Consider the following 23,066-nt stretch of genomic DNA (forward strand, 5'->3'; position numbering starts at 1 on the left):
CCCTGTTATTTAGAATTTTTAAGTGCCTCAGCGCGTGCTGGAAATTCCCCTATCTCTTTTGCCAATCTTTTCAAATCATCTTGAGACAAGTGAAGTAACAAACCTCGCATAATCATATTCTCTTTTCTACCGGATTTAAAATCATCCAGTTTTTTATAAAGTTCATCAGCACTTTGTCCAAAAAGTTTAGGACCCATGAGTTTTTTACCATACTGCATACCGCTGCCATCAACACCATGGCAAGAAGAACATTTACTTTTATACTCATCACTTACTTTAAAGCTTCCAATATTTCCGGCTTTATCTCTAAGTGCCGTTAATGCTTCATTCTCTTTTTCTCTATCACTTTTTGCTTTTGGCTCACTGTCTATTTTTGTCGTAGCGACTCTATTACCGATATCTTCAGTAATCCTACCAGCTTCTCCACCATTATAAGCACCTCCATTTGAGGCAACCCATGCCATTAAACCAATTGTTAGTAGTATAAAGAATCCTGCTATTATATTTCTCATCTATTTATTCCTTATCTTTTGAATTTGAACATTAAAGTTATATATATCTTCTGCTATTGAGCGTATCTCTTTATCGCTCATATTATGAATCAAGTCATTCATGAATACATTTTTTTTCTTTCCACTTTTAAAAGCCATAATCTTATTATAGATATAATCAGCATCACGGCCAAGCAGTGAGGGCCCGAGGACACCATTGGCATAATCATCATGACATGCAGAACATTTCAATCTAAATGTAGGGCTTAGCTGTTTTGCAAGTAAAGAAACCTGAACTCTTTCATAGGGACTTCTGATATGGGTATAGGCATCGAGCTTCGTTCGCGGTCGAACACGGACAGAAGCATCTTCATTTGCAGGTTGTGCATTTTGATCATACTCACTTTTTTCACCATAATCATAATAAAAAGAATTTTTATTCCCAGATTTGCCCTTATTGATTTCATCTGTATTTGATTTTACTTTTACAGCATACTCATTTTTATTTGCTACAACTTCAATTTTTGGAGTAGCTGCCGTAGCTGTGACACTATCTATCTGTTTCTTTTCATCAGACTCTTTTTTATCTCCGCAAGCAGAAAAACTAATGATTATTAAAAAAGTCGATGCTAATAATATACTCTTATTCATGATATTCCTTGACTTTTATTTCCATAGTACTCTTCATAAGTCATTCTGGGTTTTACTACTATTGACGGTGTTGACGTCGGACAGACATCCTGACATGCACCGCATCCTATACATCCCTCATAAATCTCCGGACGTTTTCCACCTTTGGCATCAGGTACCATGGCAATTGCACTTAGGGGATTTGGTACTGGGCACATATCAGCACATAAATTGCATGCTTCTCCTTCTCGGCCCATAAACTTTTTAATAAGTTCTTCCTCTTCAGGTGTTTCATTTCTTACAGATTTTGTAAAGGCTATCATCTTATTATCATAACCTTCTGGAATTGGTGTACGACTAATACCTAAACAGGTATCCGGAAACTCTAAAACAGCAATTCCCATTCTGATATCTTCTGCTTTTTCTGTCTTATGATCGAGCGCCCCACTTGGACATGCCAAAACACACGGTACTGCATTACAAGCATAACACGCTCGTATATTAGGGTCTATAAAAGGTGTTCCTTCTCCGGTCCCTTTATTAATATCGTTGAGTTTTATTGAATGATAGGGACAGACCTGCAAACACTGACCGCATTTAATGCAAAGAGCTAAAAAATCTTTTTCAGGAACTGCTCCCGGCGGTCGAAGTTTGTTTTCTTTCCCTTCAAGATAAGGACTAAAAACAATACCTCCCCCCATCACAAGACCCAATAAACCTAATGTAGAATATTTAACAAAATCTCTTCTGTCTGTTTGTACTTTTTTTGCCATGATTATCCTTTATTAAATTGCTTTTCGCATTTTTGGTTTTTTATCTTCCATTAAAAAGAGTGGTTTTGAAAATGGAGCAAGTTTTGCTAAAAAATTTAGTAGCGATATAACCGGTGAACCGTAGAAAAATTTCACATTATTGTTATAGATCCAAAGCTGATCGGCATATCTGTAGACTTTATGCGGTGTATCACCTATTCCGTCACCATTATTATCAAAACCCGTATAATTATCCCAATAATTGCCTTCAATTTCATTCTCTTGCGTTCTATCCCGCTTACTGTCATTGACTATATCTTCAATATTTCCAATAATAACGTTATTTTTAATAATATTATTTATACTTAAAGAGTGAAAATGGATAGCTTCTGCGTTATACAGGATTTTGTTCCCTTCTATAATATTATGCGTATCTGGTTCAAAAGGTGATCTATCAATATAAAATCCCTGTGCACAGTAGATGACAGTATTGTTTTTCAGGGTAAAATTGGAAGCATCTTTAAGTCCTATACCCATTCCTGTCGCACCTAAAGAACTTTTAACAATATTTCCTGTTGCTATAGAGTCTTGTGAATACATAAAAAATATACCTACTGAATTGTTTTCATATCTATTGTTTTTAATAAAATTTTTTCCTGCATACATAAAGTGCAGAGAATATCTGTTATCTTTTCCAAAATTATTTTTAATAGTATTACCATGAGAATACCAGACAACCATATCACGTGATTTTATTAAAGAGTTGCCCTTTATGATATTGTTGTTTGAGTACCACAAACGTAAACCGTCTCCACGCAAGCCTAAAGGAAGTTTTTTGGAAGTAATTTGATTATTGCTTATAATTGAATTGTTAACCATCTGTAAATCTATACCAAAAAGACAATTTTTAATAATGCAGTTACTAACTTCGCACTGTTTTATTTTTTTCATTTTACTCTTGGCCATAGAGATCGCACCATCAAGTTTCTCATGTCTGCTGCCACTGTTAATAATAGTCAAATTTTTCAGCGTCACATATGAACTCTGCACTTTTATGACGATACCTTTGTTTTGACCATCAATGATAACGCCTTTTGCCTGTCCTATAATAGAAAGTGGTTTATTGATATGGATGTTGCCTTTATAGACTCCGGCAGGAAGTTTTAAAATTGAACCGGTAGGTGCACCGTCTATTGCATCTTGCAATACATTGGCACTCAAATGGCTAATAATAACAATAGCAACAATCAATAAACCTTTTAACATTTGTACAACCTGACTTATTTTTTATTTTCCATCTCTTTAAGAGCTTTTTGTTTTGCAAAAAACGCCAAAAGGCTGAAAAGACTTATCAGAAGTATCATATAAAAACCTATTGTCGGGTAGGAGTGTGTTGTAAATTGAGCAATTTTTCCATCTCCAAAAACAGTCGGCATAAAGGGTTTAATTTTAAAAGCTCCCCAATCATGTAAATTATGTCCAAACCAATAGAGCCAATAGGAATAATCGCCAATAAAGATAAGCGGCAATGCTATAGGAATAAGCATAATATAACTAAAAATTTTATTATTATAAATCATAAAAAATATCATTCCTAAAGAAAGTGCTAAAAGAGCATATGGTCCGATTGCTCTTTCAAAATGTCCACCTCTCCACATTGGGTCCATTCCAACATAGTGATTGATTGTATCCATTTCATGTACCTCTCCACTATATCCGTCAAAATGAAAATAAACAGGAATACCTTGTGGAAAAGCTTTTTTTGGATAATTTGGTGCTTCTAAGGAAACTGCCCATATTGGTAGCGATGCCGGTCCAATTTCTGATTCACTTTCAATCATCTTTTCTAAATTGTTATGAGCACTTTTAGGAGTTGCGACACTTTTATATTTACCTTTATTGTAAAGATTCCAGACAGATATACTAAGAGGAGATATTTCATTAATCTTACCTACATCTATCTTGTTAAGCGTTCCATGAAATGTTATCATTGGAAATGTAAAAGAAAAAGTTAAAATCAGTAAAGCTATAAAAGTAAAAATTCTAGCTTTTATTAAACTTGGGTGCATAATAATTCCTTGTTTATAAATTAAATTACATTATTATACTTAGATATAATTAATATAAATTTAACTTAAATCAACAAAACTATGAAAATATCGAAAGACAGGGAAAAGAGGAGGTGTGGATGAAGATATCCACACCTCAATTTAAAAGTTGTAAAAATATCTATTTTTTAAAATAGATTTGCATTTTCGTCTACCCATTTAAAGTATTCGACAATGTTATTTACTTCTTCTTTTGTCATATGTTGATTAGGCATTCTAAGATTAAAGTAATTAATCATACCTTCTACATATGGATCATGATATTTACTTTTTGGATTAAGAATAAAGTTTCTTACCCATTTTTCAGCATTTTCATGTCTTTGAAGTACACCTGTTAAGTCCGGACCAGATGAAACTTTACCAATAACGTGACATCCGCCACATCCACCTTCACCAAATGCTCTTTCACCAGCAGCAGCAGCAGCAGATTGTTTTGTTGCAACTTTTTTCACAAGTAGGTTTTTCGCTCTGATTCCAACATCAGCAGTTTTAACCATATATTGCCAAATCATATTTTCAAACAGAACAGCTTTTTCCAAATCACCGGCTTTTACAGCTTTATCTGAAAGTTTTTTCTGAGCCGGAATTTTTCCATACTGATCAAGTGCATCCACAACAAGTGCTTTTACAGTTGGATATTTCTCATAATGATTTGCTTTTAAGAATTTAACAACTGATTGAATAACAGCATCCGTAGCAGTGTTTACTGCAACAGTTTTATCATATTCAGCTTTTAACTCTGCTTTAGACATAGTTTTCATTTTAAGTTTTTGAGCACTAACATATTTTTTGTTAGGATCTTTAACCATCAAATAACCCATCATTTCTAAGTGAAGTGCTGAACAAAACTCTGTACAGTAGTAAGGAAAAACTCCCTCTAAATCAGCTTTAAATTTAACAGATGCAGTTTTACCTGGCTCTAATGAAGCATGAACATCGTAGTTATCAACTGTAAATCCGTGTGTTTCATCTTCTGCACGTTCTAAATTTGTTAAATAGAATGTTACAATATCACCTTTATTTACAGTAACTCTTTCAGGATTGATGTGAGATCTAACTAATGTCGCATATACTGTTACATTATGACCTTTTCTTACAACTCTCTCTTGACCAGCTAATGTTTTACCTTTAGAAATTTTTCCGGTTCTTGAGTTTGTACCCATTTTATAACGAACTTCCGGATGTAATTTACTCATACGAATAGCAACAGCTTGATGTGGTTCACCTAAAGGAATTGCCATATCATAAAGAAGATCCATTTTTTTACCACTAATATCTATTAATTGGTGATTTTGTGGGTGAAGAGGTCCTACCGGATCAAATCTATCAATAGCAAGTTTATTTAAAGAAATAATATACTTCCCTTGAGGATCAGCAGATTTACCTTCCATACCACATAAATGACCAACGTTATAATGAACATTTACTTTGTCTAAAACTTTTAAATGTTTATAATCCCATTTTACAATTTGTGAGTCAACATATAAAGATGTATAAATTTCACCATCTTTCCAATGTTTACCATACTGGTTATGTAGTGGCCCAAGACCTAATTCAACTTGACCGTGTAAAGAATCTTTCATACTTAAGATAGGAATCCCATAAGGATCTTTACCCGCATATTTATGATCTTTAATCAACTTTTGAATCTTGCTCCATTTATACACGGAAGCATGCGTATCAAGTTTACCACAAACAACAATGTACTCACCATCAGGAGAAACATCAACACCGTGAGGTGATTTTGGTTCTGGAATTAAGAAAAGTGCATTGTTAGCAACAGCAACACTCATTGGAATAACTTTAATCCCATTAATTACTTTGTAATTCTTTTTATTTTTAGTAAGAGTTGCTAATTTTTTCCAGTTATATACATGTAAAAAGTCAGTGTCATTTCTTGAACAACCTGCTTCAAACGGAGGCATACCTACTTCAATACCACCTGTATACATTTCAGAGTTAAATGAGTTTGTAAAGCCCCAACCATTAGAAGCACCTTTACCGGCATCACTCAAATCCTGCATATATGGAGGTAATTCAAGAACAAAAGATTTCTTTTGATTAATACGCCCAATTTTATCATTGAACTTCCAAAAAGTAATACCCCCGCGGTATGTCTCTTTATATTCTTCAATTGGATGATAGTTATTATCAAAAGGTGCAGCATATTGAGAAGCTTCTAAAATATACTCAGAATTTGGTGTAAAGAAAGCTCCCCCATGGTCTGATTTAAAAACAGGGTTGACAACTATCTGCTTTGTTTCAAAATCATTTAAATCTAAAATAGCAATACGAGGATTAGCTTTATCGTTAATTGCCAGCCATTTTCCATCATATACACCATTTGTTTCTGAAATAGCCGGGTGGTGAGTATCTCCCCAGTTAATTTCACGTCCACGGATATTTCCCTCTCGTAAAACTTTTTTACTCTCTTCATCGTAACCATACCCTTGCCATGGTTCGGGAGTAAAAACACCGATATACTTTAAGATTTTCATACTTGGAACACCATAGACCATTATCTGCCCAGACTGTCCACCAGAACTGAAAATCATGAATTCATCTCTGCCACCGCTTGGTGTATAAGTTTTTGCAGCATGAATTACGTCATTTTCTGTAAGTCCCCTTGCTTTCATCACTTTTTCAAGCTCTCCACCATTAGCTGATGCCATAGTAGCAGCTAAAGAAGTACCTAAAAGAAGTGAAGTCAGCCTACTTATATTTGTAGCCATTTTATTCTCCTTCGTTTTCATTTTGAGAAATAACCCCAAATGATAGAAGTATAATAATATATATTCAAGACTAATAATTTGACTTAGGTCAAATTATAAAACTAATTTTATTTTTTAAAGTTATCTAAATTTATTTTCAAAGATCGAAGTCTCTGCAATGATGCACTGAGTTCATCTAGTGCTTCTATTAGAATATCTTCTTTTTTCACCAGTTCTTTATCAAGTCTATTTCCTGCATCCATTGTTTCGATAAGTTCCAGTAAATCTTCAATATTTTTTTCAATACATTCTAATGAATTTGAAGCATTTTTTATGGATTCGCTTGAATAATCAATAGATTTATCTATCTTTTCAACAAAAAAATTAAAATCATCCACCGCCTGAGTAACATCGGCTATGTTTGCATTTTTCTCAATCGGTTTTATACCGATCACCGTTGATTTTTGTACAATTTTTTTAGATGTGTTCAAAAACTTTTGAATAAATGTAATTAAGTCTTTTAGTTGAGAAAAAAGATACATAAGTAAAAGTATTAAAATAACAAAGAGAGTAATCTGTATTGTTTTATTTTTATTTTTCACTGTGTCAACATACTTCTTATGCATTTCTATTAGCTTATTAAACTCTCCGACAAGCTGTAAATTTTTATTATATATATCTTTTACCAGCCTTTGTATTACAAGATTTGTATAGCCATTTTGCACTCTGTAAGCATCTCTGAATTTTTGCACAAGCAGATAAAAATCATTCCATAAATAAATTATTTTTTTTGATTCCTGTTTTATATCTTGAGAAAATATTTCATCTAAAACTTCATCTTTATGATTCATATTATTTACAAAAGCTTTTACGGATGCATCAAGCTGTTTTACCGAAGCATCTTTATTTCTATATATAAAAAAAATGTTTTTAGCAATCTCCTGAGTAAAGGCTTTTTGTTCATTAATAATTTTTAAAAGCTTGAGATTTGCTTCATTTTGTGTAGAAATATGTTTGGAATACAAGGCTAAGACGACAGAGAGTATAAAAATCAATGCACCCACAAATTTTATTTTAGTCATCTGTTTTATCCTTGTAAATTTCTTGCAAAGCTGCTGCATCGATTACTGTAACTCTGCCATGTATTATATCAATAATACCATTTCGTTTTAATCTATTGAGTACGCGAGAAAGTGTTGCCGGCTGAATATGAAGCATCAAAGAGATGTCATGGCGTTTTAGTTTGTTAAACATTTCAAGATCATCATGCAACATCATGCTTACCTTTGAAACAGCATCAAAAATAAATTCTCTATTCACTAAAGACTGCAACTGTAATGACCTTTTTATAATCTCTTTTGTCAGGTTTTTACATAATATATTTTTGTTTAAAAAATTTTCTTTAAATTTTTTATAGTTTATACTTAAAATCTGTGAATCATCTATAAGTTGGATATTGGAAAAAGAATGTAAATTATCAGAATCAATATTTGAAACTTCTGAAATCATAGAATTGCCATATATATAATAAAGAAAGATTTCATTGTCGTGTTTGTCTATTTTATACGCTTTTGCCAAACCATCTATTAAAAAAAACAATTCATTCGTATTAATATTTTCATAATGGAGAATATAGTCTTTTTTATAGTGATGTACTAAAGATATTGATACTAATTCATCTAACTCTTCATCATTTAAAGAAGAAAAAAAAGTTTGAGATTTAATTATATCTTTTATAGACAATGCAAATCTACCTAGGTGCTAAATAATTGCATTTGTCTTTTGTTATATCAAATCTAAATAATAGTTTATTTGTTTTTACACTCATATATATGTAAGAGATATTAACACCTGCTTTTAAGAATCGTTCTGAAGATTGACATATACCTTGTGTAACAGCTTTTTGCATTCTACTGTGATCTTCTTTTCGTATAGCTTCATCGCTTTTTGCTCCGCTATTTATGACAAAAGTATAAACAAGTGTGGGACCTTCATTTTGAATATTTCTCAATGTAGTATATTTATCAATTTTTTTGGGAAGCCCTTTTGACATTTCTTTTGCTGCCAAAGTCGCAATTTCAAGATTTTGCTCTTGCATTTGTTTTTGTGAAACATTTTGATATTTCACTTTTGCATCTTGTGCAACAAGATTTTGGATTATCAAAGTAAGCAGTGTTAATGTTAAAAAGAAATTTTTCATTATAAGCCTTCTATTTTTAGAAGGCATTATACACTATATCTCTTCAAGCTGTTTTAAATCTACTTCATCAAACTCCTGACGAAGTGGAATCACAATGCTTACAGCAATTAAAACAATTCCAAAAATAAGTACTACCAGATTTTCATGTCCTTGAAAATATGTGATTAGTGTTGTTTTACCTAAACTCTCACCCATAATTTTTTTAAAAAAATCAAAGTAAACAGTAAAAACAAGTCCACCAAATATACCGCCTATAGCACCAACAAGTACATCAATACGTCCCTCAGCAATGGAAACAGGTCCCGTTCCCGGGCATTTCCCAAGTATCGCCATAGAAACACCAAAAATTGTACCTCCTATAATCAGTCCGCCTAAAATAATCGGTTTAGGATGATATGATGCATATCCTGCTTCAACCATAAAATAAAGGCCAACAGCAGCAAGTCCAATTGCCAAAAAGAGCATTTTAGGAACTACTGTATCACGAAGCATCGCAAATCCTGCAATTTTTTCAAACTTGTCAACCCGGCTGTACTGAATAATAACACCAAAAACAAGTCCAATTGCAAAAACAACAAATAATGAACCGTGAGATTCATTTGATACTGTTGTGAACATATTCAAAATTCTATCAAACATCATTTGCCTCACTTTTGTAAAATATTTTCCCGGTTATAATCACGCTAAGTAAAACTACTCCGCCAAATATCATACTGCTCACAGCTGTTTGCGCCATTCCGCTTAAAAAGTGTCCGCTTGTGCAACCTCCGGCCAAACGTGCACCAATTATAAGAAAAAATCCACTCACAAAACTCCAAACAAGTCTTGAAATTACTGAAGAATTTTTATATTTTTTCCAGCCTGTAGGCATAATGCTTAAACGAAAACTTTTTGTTACAAATACAGAAGTCAAAAAACCTCCTGTTAATGCACCTAAAAGCATAACGCCTTCCCATGCACCTGCAAAATGCACTTCCTTTAAATAAGGATACTTTTCCGGGCTCAAATCAAAAAGTATTCCTGCAAAATAAGGCACATACGTTGATGCACCGAAAGGTCTGTTTGCACCGAAAGTTGAAAATGTAAAAAGGACAAGTAACGCCATTAAAATCCCGGCTAGCCACCACGGCATACGTCTAATCATCATAATCCTTATAAGTTAAATTATATGGAATTATAATACTTTTTTAATTAATAAATGGTTACATGTAAACAATGTAGAACAATAAAGCCTGAAAAAGGCTTTATCTAAAGAAGGTTGTTAGAAGAATTATTTTTTTGGAACGACATACATATTGTAGTAACGCCCTTCAAATTTTGGTGGTTTTTCCATAACAGCTATGTCTTCAACCATAGGCCATACTTGCATAAGAACCTCTTTTGCAGCCTCTGGATGAGCCATTTCACGACCTCGTAAAAATACTCTGAATTTAACATGAAAACCTTTTTCAAGAAACTCTCTTGCATGTTTTACTTTGTAAGCTATATCATTTTCTGCAATTTTTACAGAAAGTTTAATCTCTTTTACAACGATTTTAACCTGATTTTTTCTCTGCTCTTTGAGCTTTTTTTCTTCTTGGTATTTAAACTTACCATAATCCATGATTTTCGCAACAGGCGGCTTGGCATTTGGGGCAATTAATACAAGGTCTAAACCCATTTCATTTGCTTTTGTCATAGCTTCATCCGTAGAGACGACACCTAAAGGTTCACCTCCGTCTACATTACATCTCACCTCTGGAACACGGATGTCATCATTCATGATGACGCGGTCTTTGTTTTTACTCAAAAATTTACCTCATTTATTTTAGTTTGTATAAGCTTCAAAAATTCTTCTTCGCTTAAATTGTACTGCTCTCTAGTTCGTCTGTCACGAATGGCTACAGTTTTATTTGCTATCTCTTCATCCCCTATAACTACTATCATTGGAACACGAGTTTTTTCTGCAGTTCTGATTCTTTTATTTAAAGAATCATTTTTCGCATAAATTTCACTATCGGCATTAATATCAATAAGTTTATCTGATAAAAGCTTAGCATATTCTTTATGTGTTTCTGCAACAGGAACAATTGCTACCTGAGTAGGAGCCACAAACATTGGAAATTCTCCGGCATAATGTTCTGTTAATATCCCAATAAAACGCTCGAAAGAACCTAGAATCGCACGGTGAATCATAACCGGTTGAATTTTATCATTTTCTTCACCGTTGTACTCAAGTTTAAATCGCTCCGGCAGATTAAAATCTAACTGAACTGTTCCACACTGCCACTCACGCCCGATAGCATCTGTAATCTTAATATCGATTTTAGGACCGTAAAATGCTCCGCCGCCTTCATCAATTTCATACGCAAGTTCATTTTTATCCATTGCATTTTTCAATGCCTGTGTAGAAATTTCCCATACTTTGTCATCGCCAACAGCTTTTTCGGGTTTTGTAGAAATCATCATTTTATAGTCAAATTCAAAAGTTGACATGATTTTATCTACAAAATCAACTACTTCAATAATCTGCTCTTCAATCTGGTCTGCACGACAAAAAATGTGTGCATCATCTTGTGTAAATTCACGAACACGGAAAAGTCCGTGCAAAGCACCGCTTGCTTCGTGACGGTGAACAACACCGTATTCAAAATATTTAATTGGCAAATCTCTATAAGAGTGAAGTTCATCTTCATATACTTTAATATGACCGACACAGTTCATAGGTTTTACACCAAATTCCAGCTCATCAATATGAGTAAAATACATATTTTCACCGTAATTTTGATAGTGTCCTGATGTCATCCATAAATCTGAACGTAGCATTTCAGGTCCACGTACAGGCTCATATCCGCGTTTTCTGTGTGCTTTAAACAGAAGTGATTCTAATCTTGCACGAAGACGTCCACCGGCCGGAAGCCAGATAGGAAAACCGGCACCTACCTCTTCACGGAAAGTAAAAAGTTTCATCTCGTTTCCGATTTTTCGGTGATCGCGTTTCTCCGCTTCTGCTAACTGTTCCATATGTGCTTTTAGTGACTCTTTGTCTGCAAATGCTATACCGTATATACGGGTAAGCATTTCATTTTTAGAATCTCCGCCAAGATATGCACCCGAAATTTTTGTCAGTTTAAAGTAACGAATCAACCCGATATTTGGAAGATGCGGCCCGCGACAAAGATCTTCAAAGTCACCCTGCTTATAAATACTTACAGTGTCACTTGGAATTCTTTTCATTACTTCAAGCTTCAGATGATCATCTTTAAACTTTTCTTTTGCCTCATCCATTGTAATTTCATATTTTTCTATTTTGTATTTTTTCTTTGCAAAAGAGAGCATTTGCTTCTCGATTTTCTTTAAATCACCCTCACCGATTTCAGCAGAGGTTTTAAAGTCATAGTAAAAGCCCTCTTTTACAACAGGTCCTACGTAAAATTCAGCATCAGGATAAAGTGACTTAATAGCCTGCGCCATCAGATGTGCCGTTGAGTGACGTAAAACTTCCAAAGCTTCAGGAGAGTTGTCAAGATGAATCTGTTCGCCTTCAAACCCCAGCTCTTTTGCTGTTTGTGTATCAATAATTTCACCATCTTTTTTTATAGCAATTTCATTCAAAATATATTTTCCTTCTTATAATTCTGTTTTTAGTACGGCACCGTTTGATGCATTGGACACTAAAAGCTGGTAACGTTTCAACCATTTTGATTTTACTTCATTTTTATACGGTACATAATGGTCTTTTCTTCTTGCGAGTTCTTCACCGTCTACATTTAACTGCAGTATATGCTTATCTACATCAAGTTCTATCTCGTCACCGTCTTCTATTAAGGCAATCAGTCCGCCTTCTGCCGCTTCTGGAGAAACATGTCCGATTGAAGCGCCTTTTGTAGCACCTGAAAAACGACCGTCTGTAATAAGCGCAACACTCTCACCAAGCCCCATACCCTGAATAAGTGCCGTTGGTGCAAGCATCTCTTGCATACCAGGACCACCTTTTGGACCTTCATAACGAATAACGACAACATTACCGGGTTTTACTTTATGAGCCATAATTCCGGCAATTGCTTCTGGTTGAGAGTTAAAGCAGATAGCAGTCCCTTTAAAGTGACGCATGCTATCAACTATACCTGCAGCTTTAATAACTGCACCCTCGGTTGCAAGATTTCCAAAAAGAATTGAAAGGCCGCCGACAGGTGAAAAAGCATGCGCATTTGTATGGATGATTGATGTATCTTTAATCTCGGCATCTTTAATTCTCTCACCGATTGTCTCACCTGTAATCGTCAATGCATCAAGTTGTAAAACATCATTGCCTCTGTTGGAAACTTCTTTCATTACCGCATTTACTCCACCCGCATCATCGATATCTTTCATGTGAACAGTTGTTAATGATGGGGAAATCTTTGCAATATGCGCAACCTTTTCAGCTATTGCATTGATATTTTCTATTTTAAAATCAACATCAGCTTCTTTTGCAATAGCTAACATATGAAGAACAGTATTTGAGCTTCCACCCATTGCCATATCTACTGTAAATGCATTGTGTACTGCTTTTTCATTTAAAATGTTTTTGAAGTTATATTTTTCGTTATTTTCCATTTTTGCAAGCTCAACAATACGTTTTGCCGCTTTTTTCACCATTGCAATTCTCTCAGGTGTCATAGCTAAAACAGTTCCGTTTCCAGGCAGTGCTATACCCATCGCTTCACAAAGAGTATTCATAGAGTTTGCTGTAAACATACCTGAACAGCTTCCACCGCTTGGACAGGCTTCACACTCTATTTCATGCAGTTCTTCTTCTGTCATCTTCCCATCATTAAACTCTCCAACTGCTTCAAATGCAGTTGACAAATCAATAGGCGTACCGTCTTTTTTATGACCCGCCGGCATAGGACCACCGGAGACAAAAATAGTAGGAACATTTACGCGAAGTGCACCCATAATCATACCCGGAACAATTTTGTCACAGTTAGGAATACAGATCATCGCATCAAGTTTATGCGCATTCATAACTGTCTCAATAGAATCAGCAATTATCTCACGCGAAGGCAGCGAATAAAGCATTCCGTCATGTCCCATAGCAATTCCGTCATCAACACCAATAGTATTAAATACAAAAGGAACTCCGCCCGCTTCACGAATAGCTTCTTTTACTATTTCACCATATTCATGTAAGAAAAAGTGTCCGGGAATAATATCAATGTAAGAGTTTGCAATTCCAATAAACGGCTTGTCAAAATCTTCATCTTTAAGACCGGTAGCACGCAACAATGAACGGTGTGGAGCTTTATCAAAGCCCTTTTTGATTATATCACTTCTCATGTGGTAATTCCTATAATAGTAGTTTTCTAATTAAATTATAAATGCGATTATAGCACTTTTTTACTATTTTTACCTAAAAACTCTTTACAAAGAAAAAAAAACAAGCTATAATTCCGGCTCACTTACAAATTGTAAGAGAAATATGCGGGAATAGCTCAGTGGTAGAGCACAACCTTGCCAAGGTTGGGGTCGCGAGTTCGAACCTCGTTTCCCGCTCCATTTATAAATTGTTAAACTGTGAATTCATTCATTATGCCCGGGTGGCGAAATTGGTAGACGCAGGGGACTTAAAATCCCCCGGTAGCAATACTGTGCCGGTTCGAGTCCGGCCCCGGGCACCATTGATATGAAAGATAAATTGACTGGTGCCATCGCCAAGTGGTAAGGCCGCAGCCTGCAAAGCTGCTATCCCCAGTTCAAATCTGGGTGGCACCTCCAGTTTTAATAATTTCTTATCAAAACAACACGTGGATCTTTGGCAGAGTTGGTCGAATGCACCGGTCTTGAAAACCGGCGAGGGTCATACCTCCCAGAGTTCGAATCTCTGAGGGTCCACCACTTCAACCCCTAAATATAGGGATTTCAAACACTATTTTCACTAAAAATACTCAACTGTAACAAAACTGTAACAAAATCTACACCTTTTAAACCCGTTAGTATATATTTTATTTCGTTACCATAATCCTGTTTAACATGTTAAATTTTATGTTGTTCTTCAAAAACATTTAACCAATAATCAAGTAAAGGTTGATTACTTGCACACTCTATAAATAATGCTTTCTGAATAATATTTTCATCAATACTTTTAGTGTCAATTTCATCTAAAATAATTTCTTTAAATTTTTCTATCATTTCCTCATTATTATACTTTGTGTATTTCTTTATGTAAATTTTTTCTAGTCTTTTAGCAAGTTCATCAAAGTAATTTCTCCATAATGTAACTATCTTTCTTCCTATCGCAACTGTTTTTATATGTTCCAAACATAGTTCTTGTTCTACCTGACTCAAGTCATCTATAATTTTAATATTAAACTTAGCAGCTTCAAAAGGTGGAAGAATTTCACATACTATAAAATCATGACTATAAATATTAATATCATGATATGGATTTAATGCAAATCTTGTATTAGTTGTCGTATTAATTGAAATATTACCTTTACTTGCATTACAGTCTGTGCAGATAACTATCATATTAGGTAAATATAACGAAAATTCTGGAAATATTGATTTTGGTAAAAAATGGTCTATTTGTTTTGCTTCTGTAAGAGCACAATAAGGGCATAAAGTACCCTCTTTTAGTATTTTCTTTATATCTTTTAAATATTCTTTTGCATACTGCTCTGGTGAATTATACATATGAAGAAGGGAGTATTTTGCATTTATCTTTGTTGAAGGAACATTTAAACTAATAGTACTCTCTCCAATATTTTCTAAATTAGTTTGATTTAAGTCATAAACTAGATACCTAGATTTAACATAATCCTGCACATATTTTAAAAGAGTTTTTCTTGCATTATTTTTATTATTAATAACCTTATCTAAGTATTTTGTATGTTCCCCATCCAACACATCTAATTTAATCATTTAATATCTCATTTCTAATATACATCAACGACTCAGAATTTAATTTATCTCTATATTGCTCTAAAATGTCACTAATACTATCATTCTTATCAATATTTTCTATCAGCCAGTTTTCAAATGGTCTTTCCTCTAATATATTATTAAAAGTATAGTTACAAATTGTATTTAAATTTCCACCAAATGTTTCTATTACTGCAGGTGTGTAGATAAATGATTTATCATTTTCTTGTATATCAAACACTCTTACAAATTTAGAAGGTGTTTCTCTTGTTATAATTAAAGAATGGGTGGCAATAATTGCATATGAATTAAATATATGTAAAATTTCTTTTAGTAATCTCATAAAAACAATTTCTAAATTGGGGTGTAAATAGCTTTCTGGCTCATCAAAAATCAATAATGATTCTTTTTCAATTTTACCAAGTATGGCAAATATCATATATGTGAAAATCTCTTGTCCAGAGCTTAAATTTAAAATATTATTATCATTATCCAAAAAACAAATCTCTTCTATAAATTTTGCTGGAACTTGTAAATTTGTTATTTCTTGGTCTGTATAGCTTTTTAAAATATCTTTTGTATATATTGTTTGAACAATCATATTATCAATAAGTGTCATTTTATTATTTACATCTAATTTTTGTAAATTATCTATAAGTTTCTTATCTGCCCTTATTCCTATATTTTTTATTGAAGGAATTGCTATTTTCAATACTTCAAAAAGCTTATGTACTTTCATAATAGATGATTCAAAATCAAATCCATTTGTATCATCTATTATCATTTTTGATAAGGATTTTTTCATATCTTTAAAAACAATATCTTTAGTTATCTGATTTTCTTTATTTCTTAATCCACTATAACTAAATGATTTACTACCTCCCTGATTATAAAAATCTTCAAAAGGGCTATATGAGATAATAACAACTTTACTAAACTGTGGAGTTTTAGACAAAGCCTCTTCAGGCTTATATTGAAGTTTTACATCAGAAAATATATCTGCGACTCCTACACCCTGCAAGCATTCCGATAAATGCTTTAATGTTTGTGATTTACCGGAACCATTTTTCCCAATTAATGTCATAATATTAGATGGGAAGAAATCATCATGAAAAGTAAAATCTATACTATGCTCATTACTAACATTTTCCAATTGGAATGTGAAGTTGAAATCAAATCTATCTTTATCTAAATCTTCTCCAAAAAGAAAATACGAGGCTTCTTTTATCGCTTTTTTTGAGTCTGTATCTCTCGTTAACGAATTTTCAAATCCATCATCAGTATTTTTTAAATCTAAATCTTCAATTTCAGGATATTTTTTTTCTAAATAAGGAATATCATGTAAAGTATCTAAAATACTATATAGTTCTTCCTCAGATAAAAGTTCCTTTAACCTTGTATAATACTCACTAGAAGCACCTACGGAAATATATTTTTTATCAATATCGATAGTATTGATTTTTATATATTTATCTTTATTTTTACCTTCCATTTTTTGAAAAACTGCATGTGAATCATCTTCATCTTCAAATAGTATTCTTAAACCACCAATAGTATAAATTTTTTCTTTATACCAAAGAGACATATGAAAATATGTATAATGACCATAATCATTCCAGTTATCTTCTTTTAAAATTATATAATTATTTTCTTTCTTATATCCTAATTTATTTTCATCCGTATGAAAACTTTTTATATATATTATTTTCACAAAAAGCTCCTTTATGTAATAAGCCACTCATTTTAGCAAAAATTATACGGTAAAAATAAAAATAATAAGAAATAGTAAAAAGTAGCTATTTATTCCGTGACAACCTGCAATACTTTTTCAATAAAAATAATTTTTACTATACACTCCTAAAATGGACACTAAAAAACTCTTAGAAAATATCAGTAATAACTGTTCATCTGAACTTACTAAATACAAATTTAATAAGGGTTTGGATATTTCTGATAAATACAGAAAAGGAAAAGTAACCTCTTACCAATATGTGTTGGATTTAATCTACCACTTTTTTGAAAAAGAGAGATTGTTAAAAATTGAATTTGAGAGTATAATTACTAAAGAGTTGGATAACACTTCTCTGTTAAAAAATGGTGATTACAGAAATGGAATTAATGAAGTTTTGAGTGAGATAAAATCTCAACTCAAAGAAAAAGCATGAAGATTATTTGCAAAATTCTGATGTACTAATAAACTGTTATCCATTATCATATCCCTGAATGAAGCAAATCTTTTTACCATTATTATTAGTAAAATCAGAAAACAAAAAATTATGTTCAGTATCATTGAAAAATATAAATGATTTTTGTAAATAATTTTCAAAATCATCAAAGTTTTCTTCAGTAAACCTCTGAATAATACAAATACATTTTCCATAAATATATGTACTAGCACCATATTCATTAGATATTCCAAACATAGATTTCTTTTCAAATACTGATTTATCATAAATAAGCTTTCCAAACATACAGACACCATTATTTTCCATAACAATATCTCTTTCAGTTAACCTATTTGTATCCAAAATTTCAAATTCATCACCCCAACTCCCAACTCCCAATTTAGTGATATTCTCATTCAATGCAAAAGGATTTATAAAAAAGGCAATATGTTTATCATATATACCGTCCAATAATGGATAAATTATATTTGAATATTCAATCATTCTTATCTCCTACTATATAAATTTTTTGAGTTAATTCTTTGATTTTAATTTTACTCTTGTCTATTTCAAAATAATCATATTTTAAAACACTACCTTTGATTTCGTTGTTTATAAATTCTCTTAAATTCATAAATATCCTTTGTTATTAATTACTATCTATTTTACATTTTTAAATTAGTTTATTAAGTTGAAGTAAGATAAAATATAAGTTAAATAAAGGGGAAAGAAGTGGACTTATTTGATACATTTTACCTCAAGCTAAAAATCTCTCTACACCTTCTAAAGAAGAAAATGTTGAGAGTGTAAGCTAAGCTCCTTTTTTCAGAAATTCACTAATCGCACTTACATCAGTAAACTTACCCTCGTGCTGTCTCTTATTTTTAACATACTTGTTAAGAGTCGTACTTACATTTCTATGTCCAAGTTGAGAACTTACAGAAACTATCCCTACACTATCTTTTTGTTTATTGATAAGATTAGTCGCAAATGTATGTCTCAGATTATAAAATCTTCTGTAAGGTATTTTACAATATTTTAAATATGATTTCCAAGTACCTTTACTAACCATAGACGGGTTTTTATAGTTCTTTTTCTCTTGTGTTAAAAATACATAATCTGATTCAACATCTTCAAACAATTCATACTGATTTACTAGTAGATTAAATGATTCATCATTCATATCAATTATTCTCTTACCGCTATAAGTTTTGGTTCCTTTAACTCTACCATTTCTAATAGTTTTGGTAATATCAATTTTCTTATTCACAAAATCAATATCTGCCCATGTAAGTGCAACCAGTTCTCCACTTCTTATTCCAGTTCCAGCAGATAGGTAAATCATATTCTTTAACTGTCTTCTTGTTCTCGACCAAACTTTATGAGTTGTTTCATCTATGTAGTCATCAATACTAGTTAAGATTGTTGTCATCTCTGTATCTGTATATACAATCTCATCATCATCCTCTCTAACTGGGTTATATTTTTGAGCATTCACAACTGGATTAACTTTAATATACTCTTTTTGCTTTGCTTGTACTAGAATAATATTCAACACACTTCTAATATCTTTTACGGTTTTTCTCTTAAAGTTCTTCAGAACCCATATCTGCCAATCATCAATATCAGAAGTTTTAATTTTATTAAGCCTATACCCTTTAAAATATGGTGAAATATAGGCATTGAATTTTTGTTTGTATTCTTTAATTGTATCAATAGATATATTATTTAAAGCCAATTTTTTATCGAATGCTTCTTCATAGAAATCTTCCAAAAGTGGGATTTTACTCTCCTCATCATCCCCTAACCTTTCTAAATCATATTCTGCTTTTAGATTACTCAAATCCCATAGTAATTGTTTGTCATGTTTTTCTACATAGTTAATATTTTTTTTCAGATAATCAAAGCCAGTAGATTTATTTACTTTTTCAGTTTTTCCTCTGAATGTCAATACACCCCTGATGTAAAGTTTTCCATCCCTTTCTCTAAAACCTATCGTTCCATACTCTCTATCATAAAAAGCTGGGTCCTGAGCTTCAGCTAGTTTTTTCTCTATAGCATCCATTATGCAACCCTCCTTCTTTTTCTTTGTAGTGTATGGTTTATAGATTTGTGAATATAAATCTCGCCATCCATATGTTTGTAGTGTTTGCCAAACTGGTAATTACCACTCTCCACGACTCTGTTATACATTTGTCTATAACTTAAATCATTATTTCTTGCTGTATCTGTAATTGAAATCCAATCTGGAAAAAACTCTATAATTTCACTTAGTGAAACCATTCTTGTGTATATACTTTCTAACAAATCTCTATCTGAGATATTTATGATATTTGCTTTCATATCATTTCCTAATATTTGTTACCATCTAGTGGCTTAATCCCTTTTATTAGTGATACCACCTAAGTCTGTATCTTCACTCATTTTACATTTTAAAATCAGATAATATAGATAAATCCCCTTATTATTAAAAGAATTAACGGATTTGTTTTTTTACCTAACTAGACACTCTCTAACATCTTCTATCGTTGGGGTATAATAATTTAATGTCGTTGATATATTTTTATGAGACATAAGTGCCTGAGTTAATTTTGGGTTTATTCCATTCATCGACATTTGAGTAATTAAGCCCTTTCTAAAGCTGTGAGTTGAAAATTCTTTACCTAGTACCAACTGTATCAACTGGTTAAAATCCTTAGTAAACCCAATATGATTTAAATTTCCTCTCTTGGAATTTCTTTTATGGATAAAATATGAATCTTTATCATCTTCATTTTGTATCAACTTTTTTAAAGTAGATACAGATTTATTTGAAAGAGGGATATCTTGAATATCTAAAAATGTAGTGTAAGATAACTGTTGAAGAGGGGATTAAATCTTGTTTAAAGTTATCTTGATTTGAGGGGCATTATTATGAATAAAAATATCTTTAATAATATTGACAACTTTTAATAACTTTATAATTATCAAATTCTAAATCTATAAAGTTAAACTCTACTAACTTATAAACTTCACTCTTTGTTGCATGTGAAATTATATCTATAAATATAGTTCTAATTTTCTTTTTATTATTGGTGATTTTATTTAAATAAATTAAAGGATAATATAGCTGTAATAGCGTGAATGTTTTTCTTGATTTTAAACCTTGCTTAGCTTCAAAAATAATAATTTCATCTTCATTTTCTAATACTAAATCTATCTCAAATTGAAAACCTTTATTTATTTTTTTTATACCAAATGTAGTTTTGAATTCTAACTCAAAGTTTGTTTTAATCTTACCAAATTGTCCATATAATAATCTTCTATAATTCAATTGTTGTTGAAAAACTGTAATATTATCACTATCTATAAAATCATTAATTATTCCAATTGCCAATGCTTTATTTAAATAAGCATTTTCATTTTTATGAAAATCTTTTAATGTTAATGGAATAAAAGTGTCTATTTGAGTTAAATATTCAAGATTGATTTTTAAAAACTCCACTTCATCTAAATTATAAAATATATTACCTTTAAAAAAGAAAAACTCACCTTGACCACATCGTATGGGCATTAAATCATTTTGTACCAAATAATCTGATAAATCTTCTCTCTTATACAGAGGAATCCAATTACCAGGTTTTGGTTTATTAAGTAACTTGGAGCTAAATGCATTATGATTTTTATCAAATATATTTATATGATTGCTATTTGGACAAAACTTATCATTTGAACTTAAAAAATCATTTATATAGGTTATACTTTTTGTATTAAATATTTCAATAACTTCTATCCAATCATTTTTAGCCATTATTATTTTCTTGAAAGTATTTTATCACTTTATGCTACTTTTAAAATTTGATGACGATAACTATGTTCTTTTTGCATTAAGTCTTCTATGAGCTTTACAGGAATATTATTTTTTTCACAGATACTCTCTATAAATTTTTTTTCTTGACCATTAAAAGATTTAACTGATTCATAATCTACAAGACGACCAGCTTGATTAGACATTGTTATTGCTGTTTCAAAAAAATCTCCATCATTAAGCCACTCTTTTTGAATTTGTACTATTTCCTCATCTGAAATTAATTTTTTTGACCCCATTTTCCCAGCATTAATTAATGTTTGCTCAATTTCTAATAATTCTTCTAAGAATTCCTTTCGTACTGAAAGAAGAAATGGACCAACAGATTTTTGACCATTTCTACGACGAGGTTGTCTTTTATCATGGTCGTAACGATATTCTTCAAGTTTATTTCTAAAATGATGTAATGGTTCCATCCATTCGTCACCTTTATTTCTCATCATATTTTCCATAGATTTATCTTTGCTAACAACAGTACAAACCCAACATCCAAAACGAGTTTTTCCACATGAAGCCGCTTCTGGATTAAGTGCTATATTACAGTCAGCTTCCCCTGAACCTTTATCATATAAAACCATCATATCATTATGTTTTCCCCATGGAGCAGGATACTTACTTAAATATGTCCATACATCAGCATTTGTCCAGTCTTTAACAGGTGAATAAACAAATGCATTAGGAATTTCACTATGCTTTGAAAATCCTCTGTGATTTTCATCTCGTTTTTCTATTGATTGAGCACGGGCTTGCGATTCATCAGAACGAACACCAAGAAGCATTAATATTGACTCATTTTTTATTGTAAGAGACTTTAAAAAATTAGTAGCAGGTTTGATTTTTAGTCTATCAGTACACCAACGAAAATTTTGATTAGGAGATGGGTAACCTTTCCCTAAAAGAAGTGTCCAAAAGCTATCAGTAACTTTTGGTTTAAGAAGATTAACCTCCATATTAAGTTTTTCTTTTTTGATATATTTGTCAATTTGAGTTAATTTATTTCCTGTATAGTCTTCAATTACTGGCATCTCTACACCAGTATCTGAAGAAACTATGTAAACTTTTTTTGCTTGTTTTTTTTCTGCACGAAGTTCTAGTAACATCTCTGTAACTAACTGAAGAACAGTTGTTGAATCTTTTCCACCTGAAAATGTAACTACCCATGGACGAGTATCAGCTAAAAATTCTTTTTTTAATCTATCGATAACTGTTCTTATTTTAGTTTCTAACATATGTATATTTAGTACCTTTTTTTATATAAATAGAATTATACTTTATTA

At 31.9% G+C, this 23,066-nt stretch carries 24 protein-coding genes and 4 tRNA genes; 5 read left to right on the plus strand and 23 right to left on the minus strand.

Annotation, left to right across the window (positions count from 1 at the left end):
* Positions 1–5 precede the first annotated feature (5 nt).
* From SAUT_RS10040 to ilvD, 14 genes are all read right to left on the minus strand, one after another.
* Complete coding sequence (locus SAUT_RS10040; protein WP_013327779.1) at positions 6–512, minus strand: c-type cytochrome; 507 nt, start codon at positions 510–512, stop codon at positions 6–8.
* Entirely contained in the window at positions 513–1,142 is a 630-nt protein-coding gene (locus SAUT_RS10045) for a c-type cytochrome (protein WP_013327780.1), read from the minus strand.
* A complete protein-coding gene (locus SAUT_RS10050; protein WP_013327781.1) occupies positions 1,139–1,894 on the minus strand; it encodes a 4Fe-4S dicluster domain-containing protein in 756 nt (251 codons plus the stop codon). The genes SAUT_RS10045 and SAUT_RS10050 overlap by 4 nt, the downstream gene beginning before the upstream one ends.
* Before the next feature lie 12 nt (positions 1,895–1,906).
* The gene (locus SAUT_RS10055; protein WP_013327782.1) at positions 1,907–3,139 is read right to left on the minus strand and encodes a nitrous oxide reductase family maturation protein NosD; all 1,233 of its coding nucleotides are present in this window, start codon (positions 3,137–3,139) and stop codon (positions 1,907–1,909) included.
* A 14-nt stretch (positions 3,140–3,153) separates the two neighbouring features.
* Positions 3,154–3,942 (minus strand): hypothetical protein, encoded by a 789-nt coding sequence (locus SAUT_RS10060; RefSeq protein ID WP_013327783.1) that lies wholly within the window; start codon positions 3,940–3,942, stop codon positions 3,154–3,156.
* Positions 3,943–4,109: 167 nt separating this feature from the next.
* The gene (gene nosZ, locus SAUT_RS10065; protein WP_013327784.1) at positions 4,110–6,713 is read right to left on the minus strand and encodes a Sec-dependent nitrous-oxide reductase; all 2,604 of its coding nucleotides are present in this window, start codon (positions 6,711–6,713) and stop codon (positions 4,110–4,112) included.
* Between the two features lie 107 nt (positions 6,714–6,820).
* The gene (locus SAUT_RS10070) at positions 6,821–7,774 is read right to left on the minus strand and encodes a hypothetical protein (RefSeq protein WP_013327785.1); all 954 of its coding nucleotides are present in this window, start codon (positions 7,772–7,774) and stop codon (positions 6,821–6,823) included.
* Positions 7,767–8,435: a Crp/Fnr family transcriptional regulator gene (locus SAUT_RS10075; protein ID WP_013327786.1), complete on the minus strand. Its 669-nt coding sequence runs from the start codon at positions 8,433–8,435 to the stop codon at positions 7,767–7,769. The genes SAUT_RS10070 and SAUT_RS10075 overlap by 8 nt, the downstream gene beginning before the upstream one ends.
* A 7-nt stretch (positions 8,436–8,442) precedes the next feature.
* Complete coding sequence (locus tag SAUT_RS10080; RefSeq protein ID WP_013327787.1) at positions 8,443–8,892, minus strand: hypothetical protein; 450 nt, start codon at positions 8,890–8,892, stop codon at positions 8,443–8,445.
* Between the two features lie 33 nt (positions 8,893–8,925).
* Entirely contained in the window at positions 8,926–9,534 is a 609-nt protein-coding gene (locus tag SAUT_RS10085; protein ID WP_148218523.1) for a YeeE/YedE thiosulfate transporter family protein, read from the minus strand.
* A complete protein-coding gene (locus SAUT_RS10090; RefSeq protein WP_245534105.1) occupies positions 9,524–10,039 on the minus strand; it encodes a YeeE/YedE thiosulfate transporter family protein in 516 nt (171 codons plus the stop codon). The genes SAUT_RS10085 and SAUT_RS10090 overlap by 11 nt, the downstream gene beginning before the upstream one ends.
* A 123-nt stretch (positions 10,040–10,162) precedes the next feature.
* On the minus strand, positions 10,163–10,681 hold the full coding sequence (gene infC, locus SAUT_RS10095; RefSeq protein WP_013327790.1) for a translation initiation factor IF-3: 519 nt from the start codon (positions 10,679–10,681) through the stop codon (positions 10,163–10,165).
* Positions 10,678–12,486 carry a threonine--tRNA ligase gene (thrS, locus tag SAUT_RS10100; RefSeq protein WP_013327791.1) on the minus strand — a complete coding sequence of 603 codons (1,809 nt, stop codon included), beginning with the start codon at positions 12,484–12,486 and terminating at the stop codon, positions 10,678–10,680. The genes infC and thrS overlap by 4 nt, the downstream gene beginning before the upstream one ends.
* Positions 12,487–12,501: 15 nt before the next feature.
* Entirely contained in the window at positions 12,502–14,193 is a 1,692-nt protein-coding gene (ilvD, locus tag SAUT_RS10105) for a dihydroxy-acid dehydratase (RefSeq protein WP_013327792.1), read from the minus strand.
* Between the two features lie 144 nt (positions 14,194–14,337).
* Here ilvD and SAUT_RS10110 point away from each other — a divergent pair.
* The 4 genes from SAUT_RS10110 (at position 14,338) to SAUT_RS10125 (ending at position 14,751) form a co-directional block, all read left to right on the plus strand.
* A tRNA-Gly gene (locus SAUT_RS10110) sits at positions 14,338–14,412 on the plus strand.
* A gap of 35 nt (positions 14,413–14,447) precedes the next feature.
* Positions 14,448–14,534 (plus strand) — tRNA-Leu (locus SAUT_RS10115).
* A 23-nt stretch (positions 14,535–14,557) separates the two neighbouring features.
* Positions 14,558–14,631 (plus strand) — tRNA-Cys (locus tag SAUT_RS10120).
* Positions 14,632–14,662: 31 nt separating this feature from the next.
* A tRNA-Ser gene (locus SAUT_RS10125) sits at positions 14,663–14,751 on the plus strand.
* Between the two features lie 138 nt (positions 14,752–14,889).
* Here the strand turns inward: SAUT_RS10125 and SAUT_RS10130 are convergent.
* A complete protein-coding gene (locus SAUT_RS10130) occupies positions 14,890–15,777 on the minus strand; it encodes a hypothetical protein (RefSeq protein WP_013327793.1) in 888 nt (295 codons plus the stop codon).
* Complete coding sequence (locus tag SAUT_RS10135; RefSeq protein ID WP_013327794.1) at positions 15,770–17,488, minus strand: AAA family ATPase; 1,719 nt, start codon at positions 17,486–17,488, stop codon at positions 15,770–15,772. Before SAUT_RS10135 ends, SAUT_RS10130 begins: the two co-directional genes overlap by 8 nt.
* 151 nt (positions 17,489–17,639) lie before the next feature.
* Between SAUT_RS10135 and SAUT_RS10140 the strand changes: the two genes are divergently transcribed.
* Positions 17,640–17,942, plus strand: a complete 303-nt coding sequence (locus tag SAUT_RS10140; RefSeq protein ID WP_013327795.1) for a hypothetical protein — start codon at positions 17,640–17,642, stop codon at positions 17,940–17,942.
* Between the two features lie 36 nt (positions 17,943–17,978).
* Here the strand turns inward: SAUT_RS10140 and SAUT_RS10145 are convergent, their stop codons facing one another.
* The 7 genes from SAUT_RS10145 to dndC all read right to left on the minus strand — a co-directional run bounded on the left by SAUT_RS10145 (position 17,979) and on the right by dndC (position 23,018).
* Positions 17,979–18,446, minus strand: coding sequence for a hypothetical protein (locus tag SAUT_RS10145; protein ID WP_013327796.1), 468 nt, complete (start codon positions 18,444–18,446; stop codon positions 17,979–17,981).
* On the minus strand, positions 18,439–18,576 hold the full coding sequence (locus tag SAUT_RS11400) for a hypothetical protein (protein ID WP_013327797.1): 138 nt from the start codon (positions 18,574–18,576) through the stop codon (positions 18,439–18,441). The genes SAUT_RS10145 and SAUT_RS11400 overlap by 8 nt, the downstream gene beginning before the upstream one ends.
* A 177-nt stretch (positions 18,577–18,753) precedes the next feature.
* The gene (locus SAUT_RS10150) at positions 18,754–20,007 is read right to left on the minus strand and encodes a tyrosine-type recombinase/integrase (protein ID WP_013327798.1); all 1,254 of its coding nucleotides are present in this window, start codon (positions 20,005–20,007) and stop codon (positions 18,754–18,756) included.
* A complete protein-coding gene (locus tag SAUT_RS10155; RefSeq protein ID WP_013327799.1) occupies positions 20,007–20,285 on the minus strand; it encodes a hypothetical protein in 279 nt (92 codons plus the stop codon). Before SAUT_RS10155 ends, SAUT_RS10150 begins: the two co-directional genes overlap by 1 nt.
* A 150-nt stretch (positions 20,286–20,435) precedes the next feature.
* The gene (locus SAUT_RS11660; protein ID WP_083778318.1) at positions 20,436–20,774 is read right to left on the minus strand and encodes a tyrosine-type recombinase/integrase; all 339 of its coding nucleotides are present in this window, start codon (positions 20,772–20,774) and stop codon (positions 20,436–20,438) included.
* 97 nt (positions 20,775–20,871) lie between these two features.
* Entirely contained in the window at positions 20,872–21,732 is an 861-nt protein-coding gene (locus SAUT_RS10160; protein WP_013327800.1) for a DUF6997 domain-containing protein, read from the minus strand.
* A gap of 29 nt (positions 21,733–21,761) precedes the next feature.
* A complete protein-coding gene (dndC, locus tag SAUT_RS10165) occupies positions 21,762–23,018 on the minus strand; it encodes a DNA phosphorothioation system sulfurtransferase DndC (protein WP_013327801.1) in 1,257 nt (418 codons plus the stop codon).
* Positions 23,019–23,066: the final 48 nt, after the last annotated feature.

Source organism: Sulfurimonas autotrophica DSM 16294 (assembly GCF_000147355.1).
In the GTDB taxonomy this organism is placed as follows: Bacteria; Campylobacterota; Campylobacteria; order Campylobacterales; family Sulfurimonadaceae; genus Sulfurimonas; species Sulfurimonas autotrophica.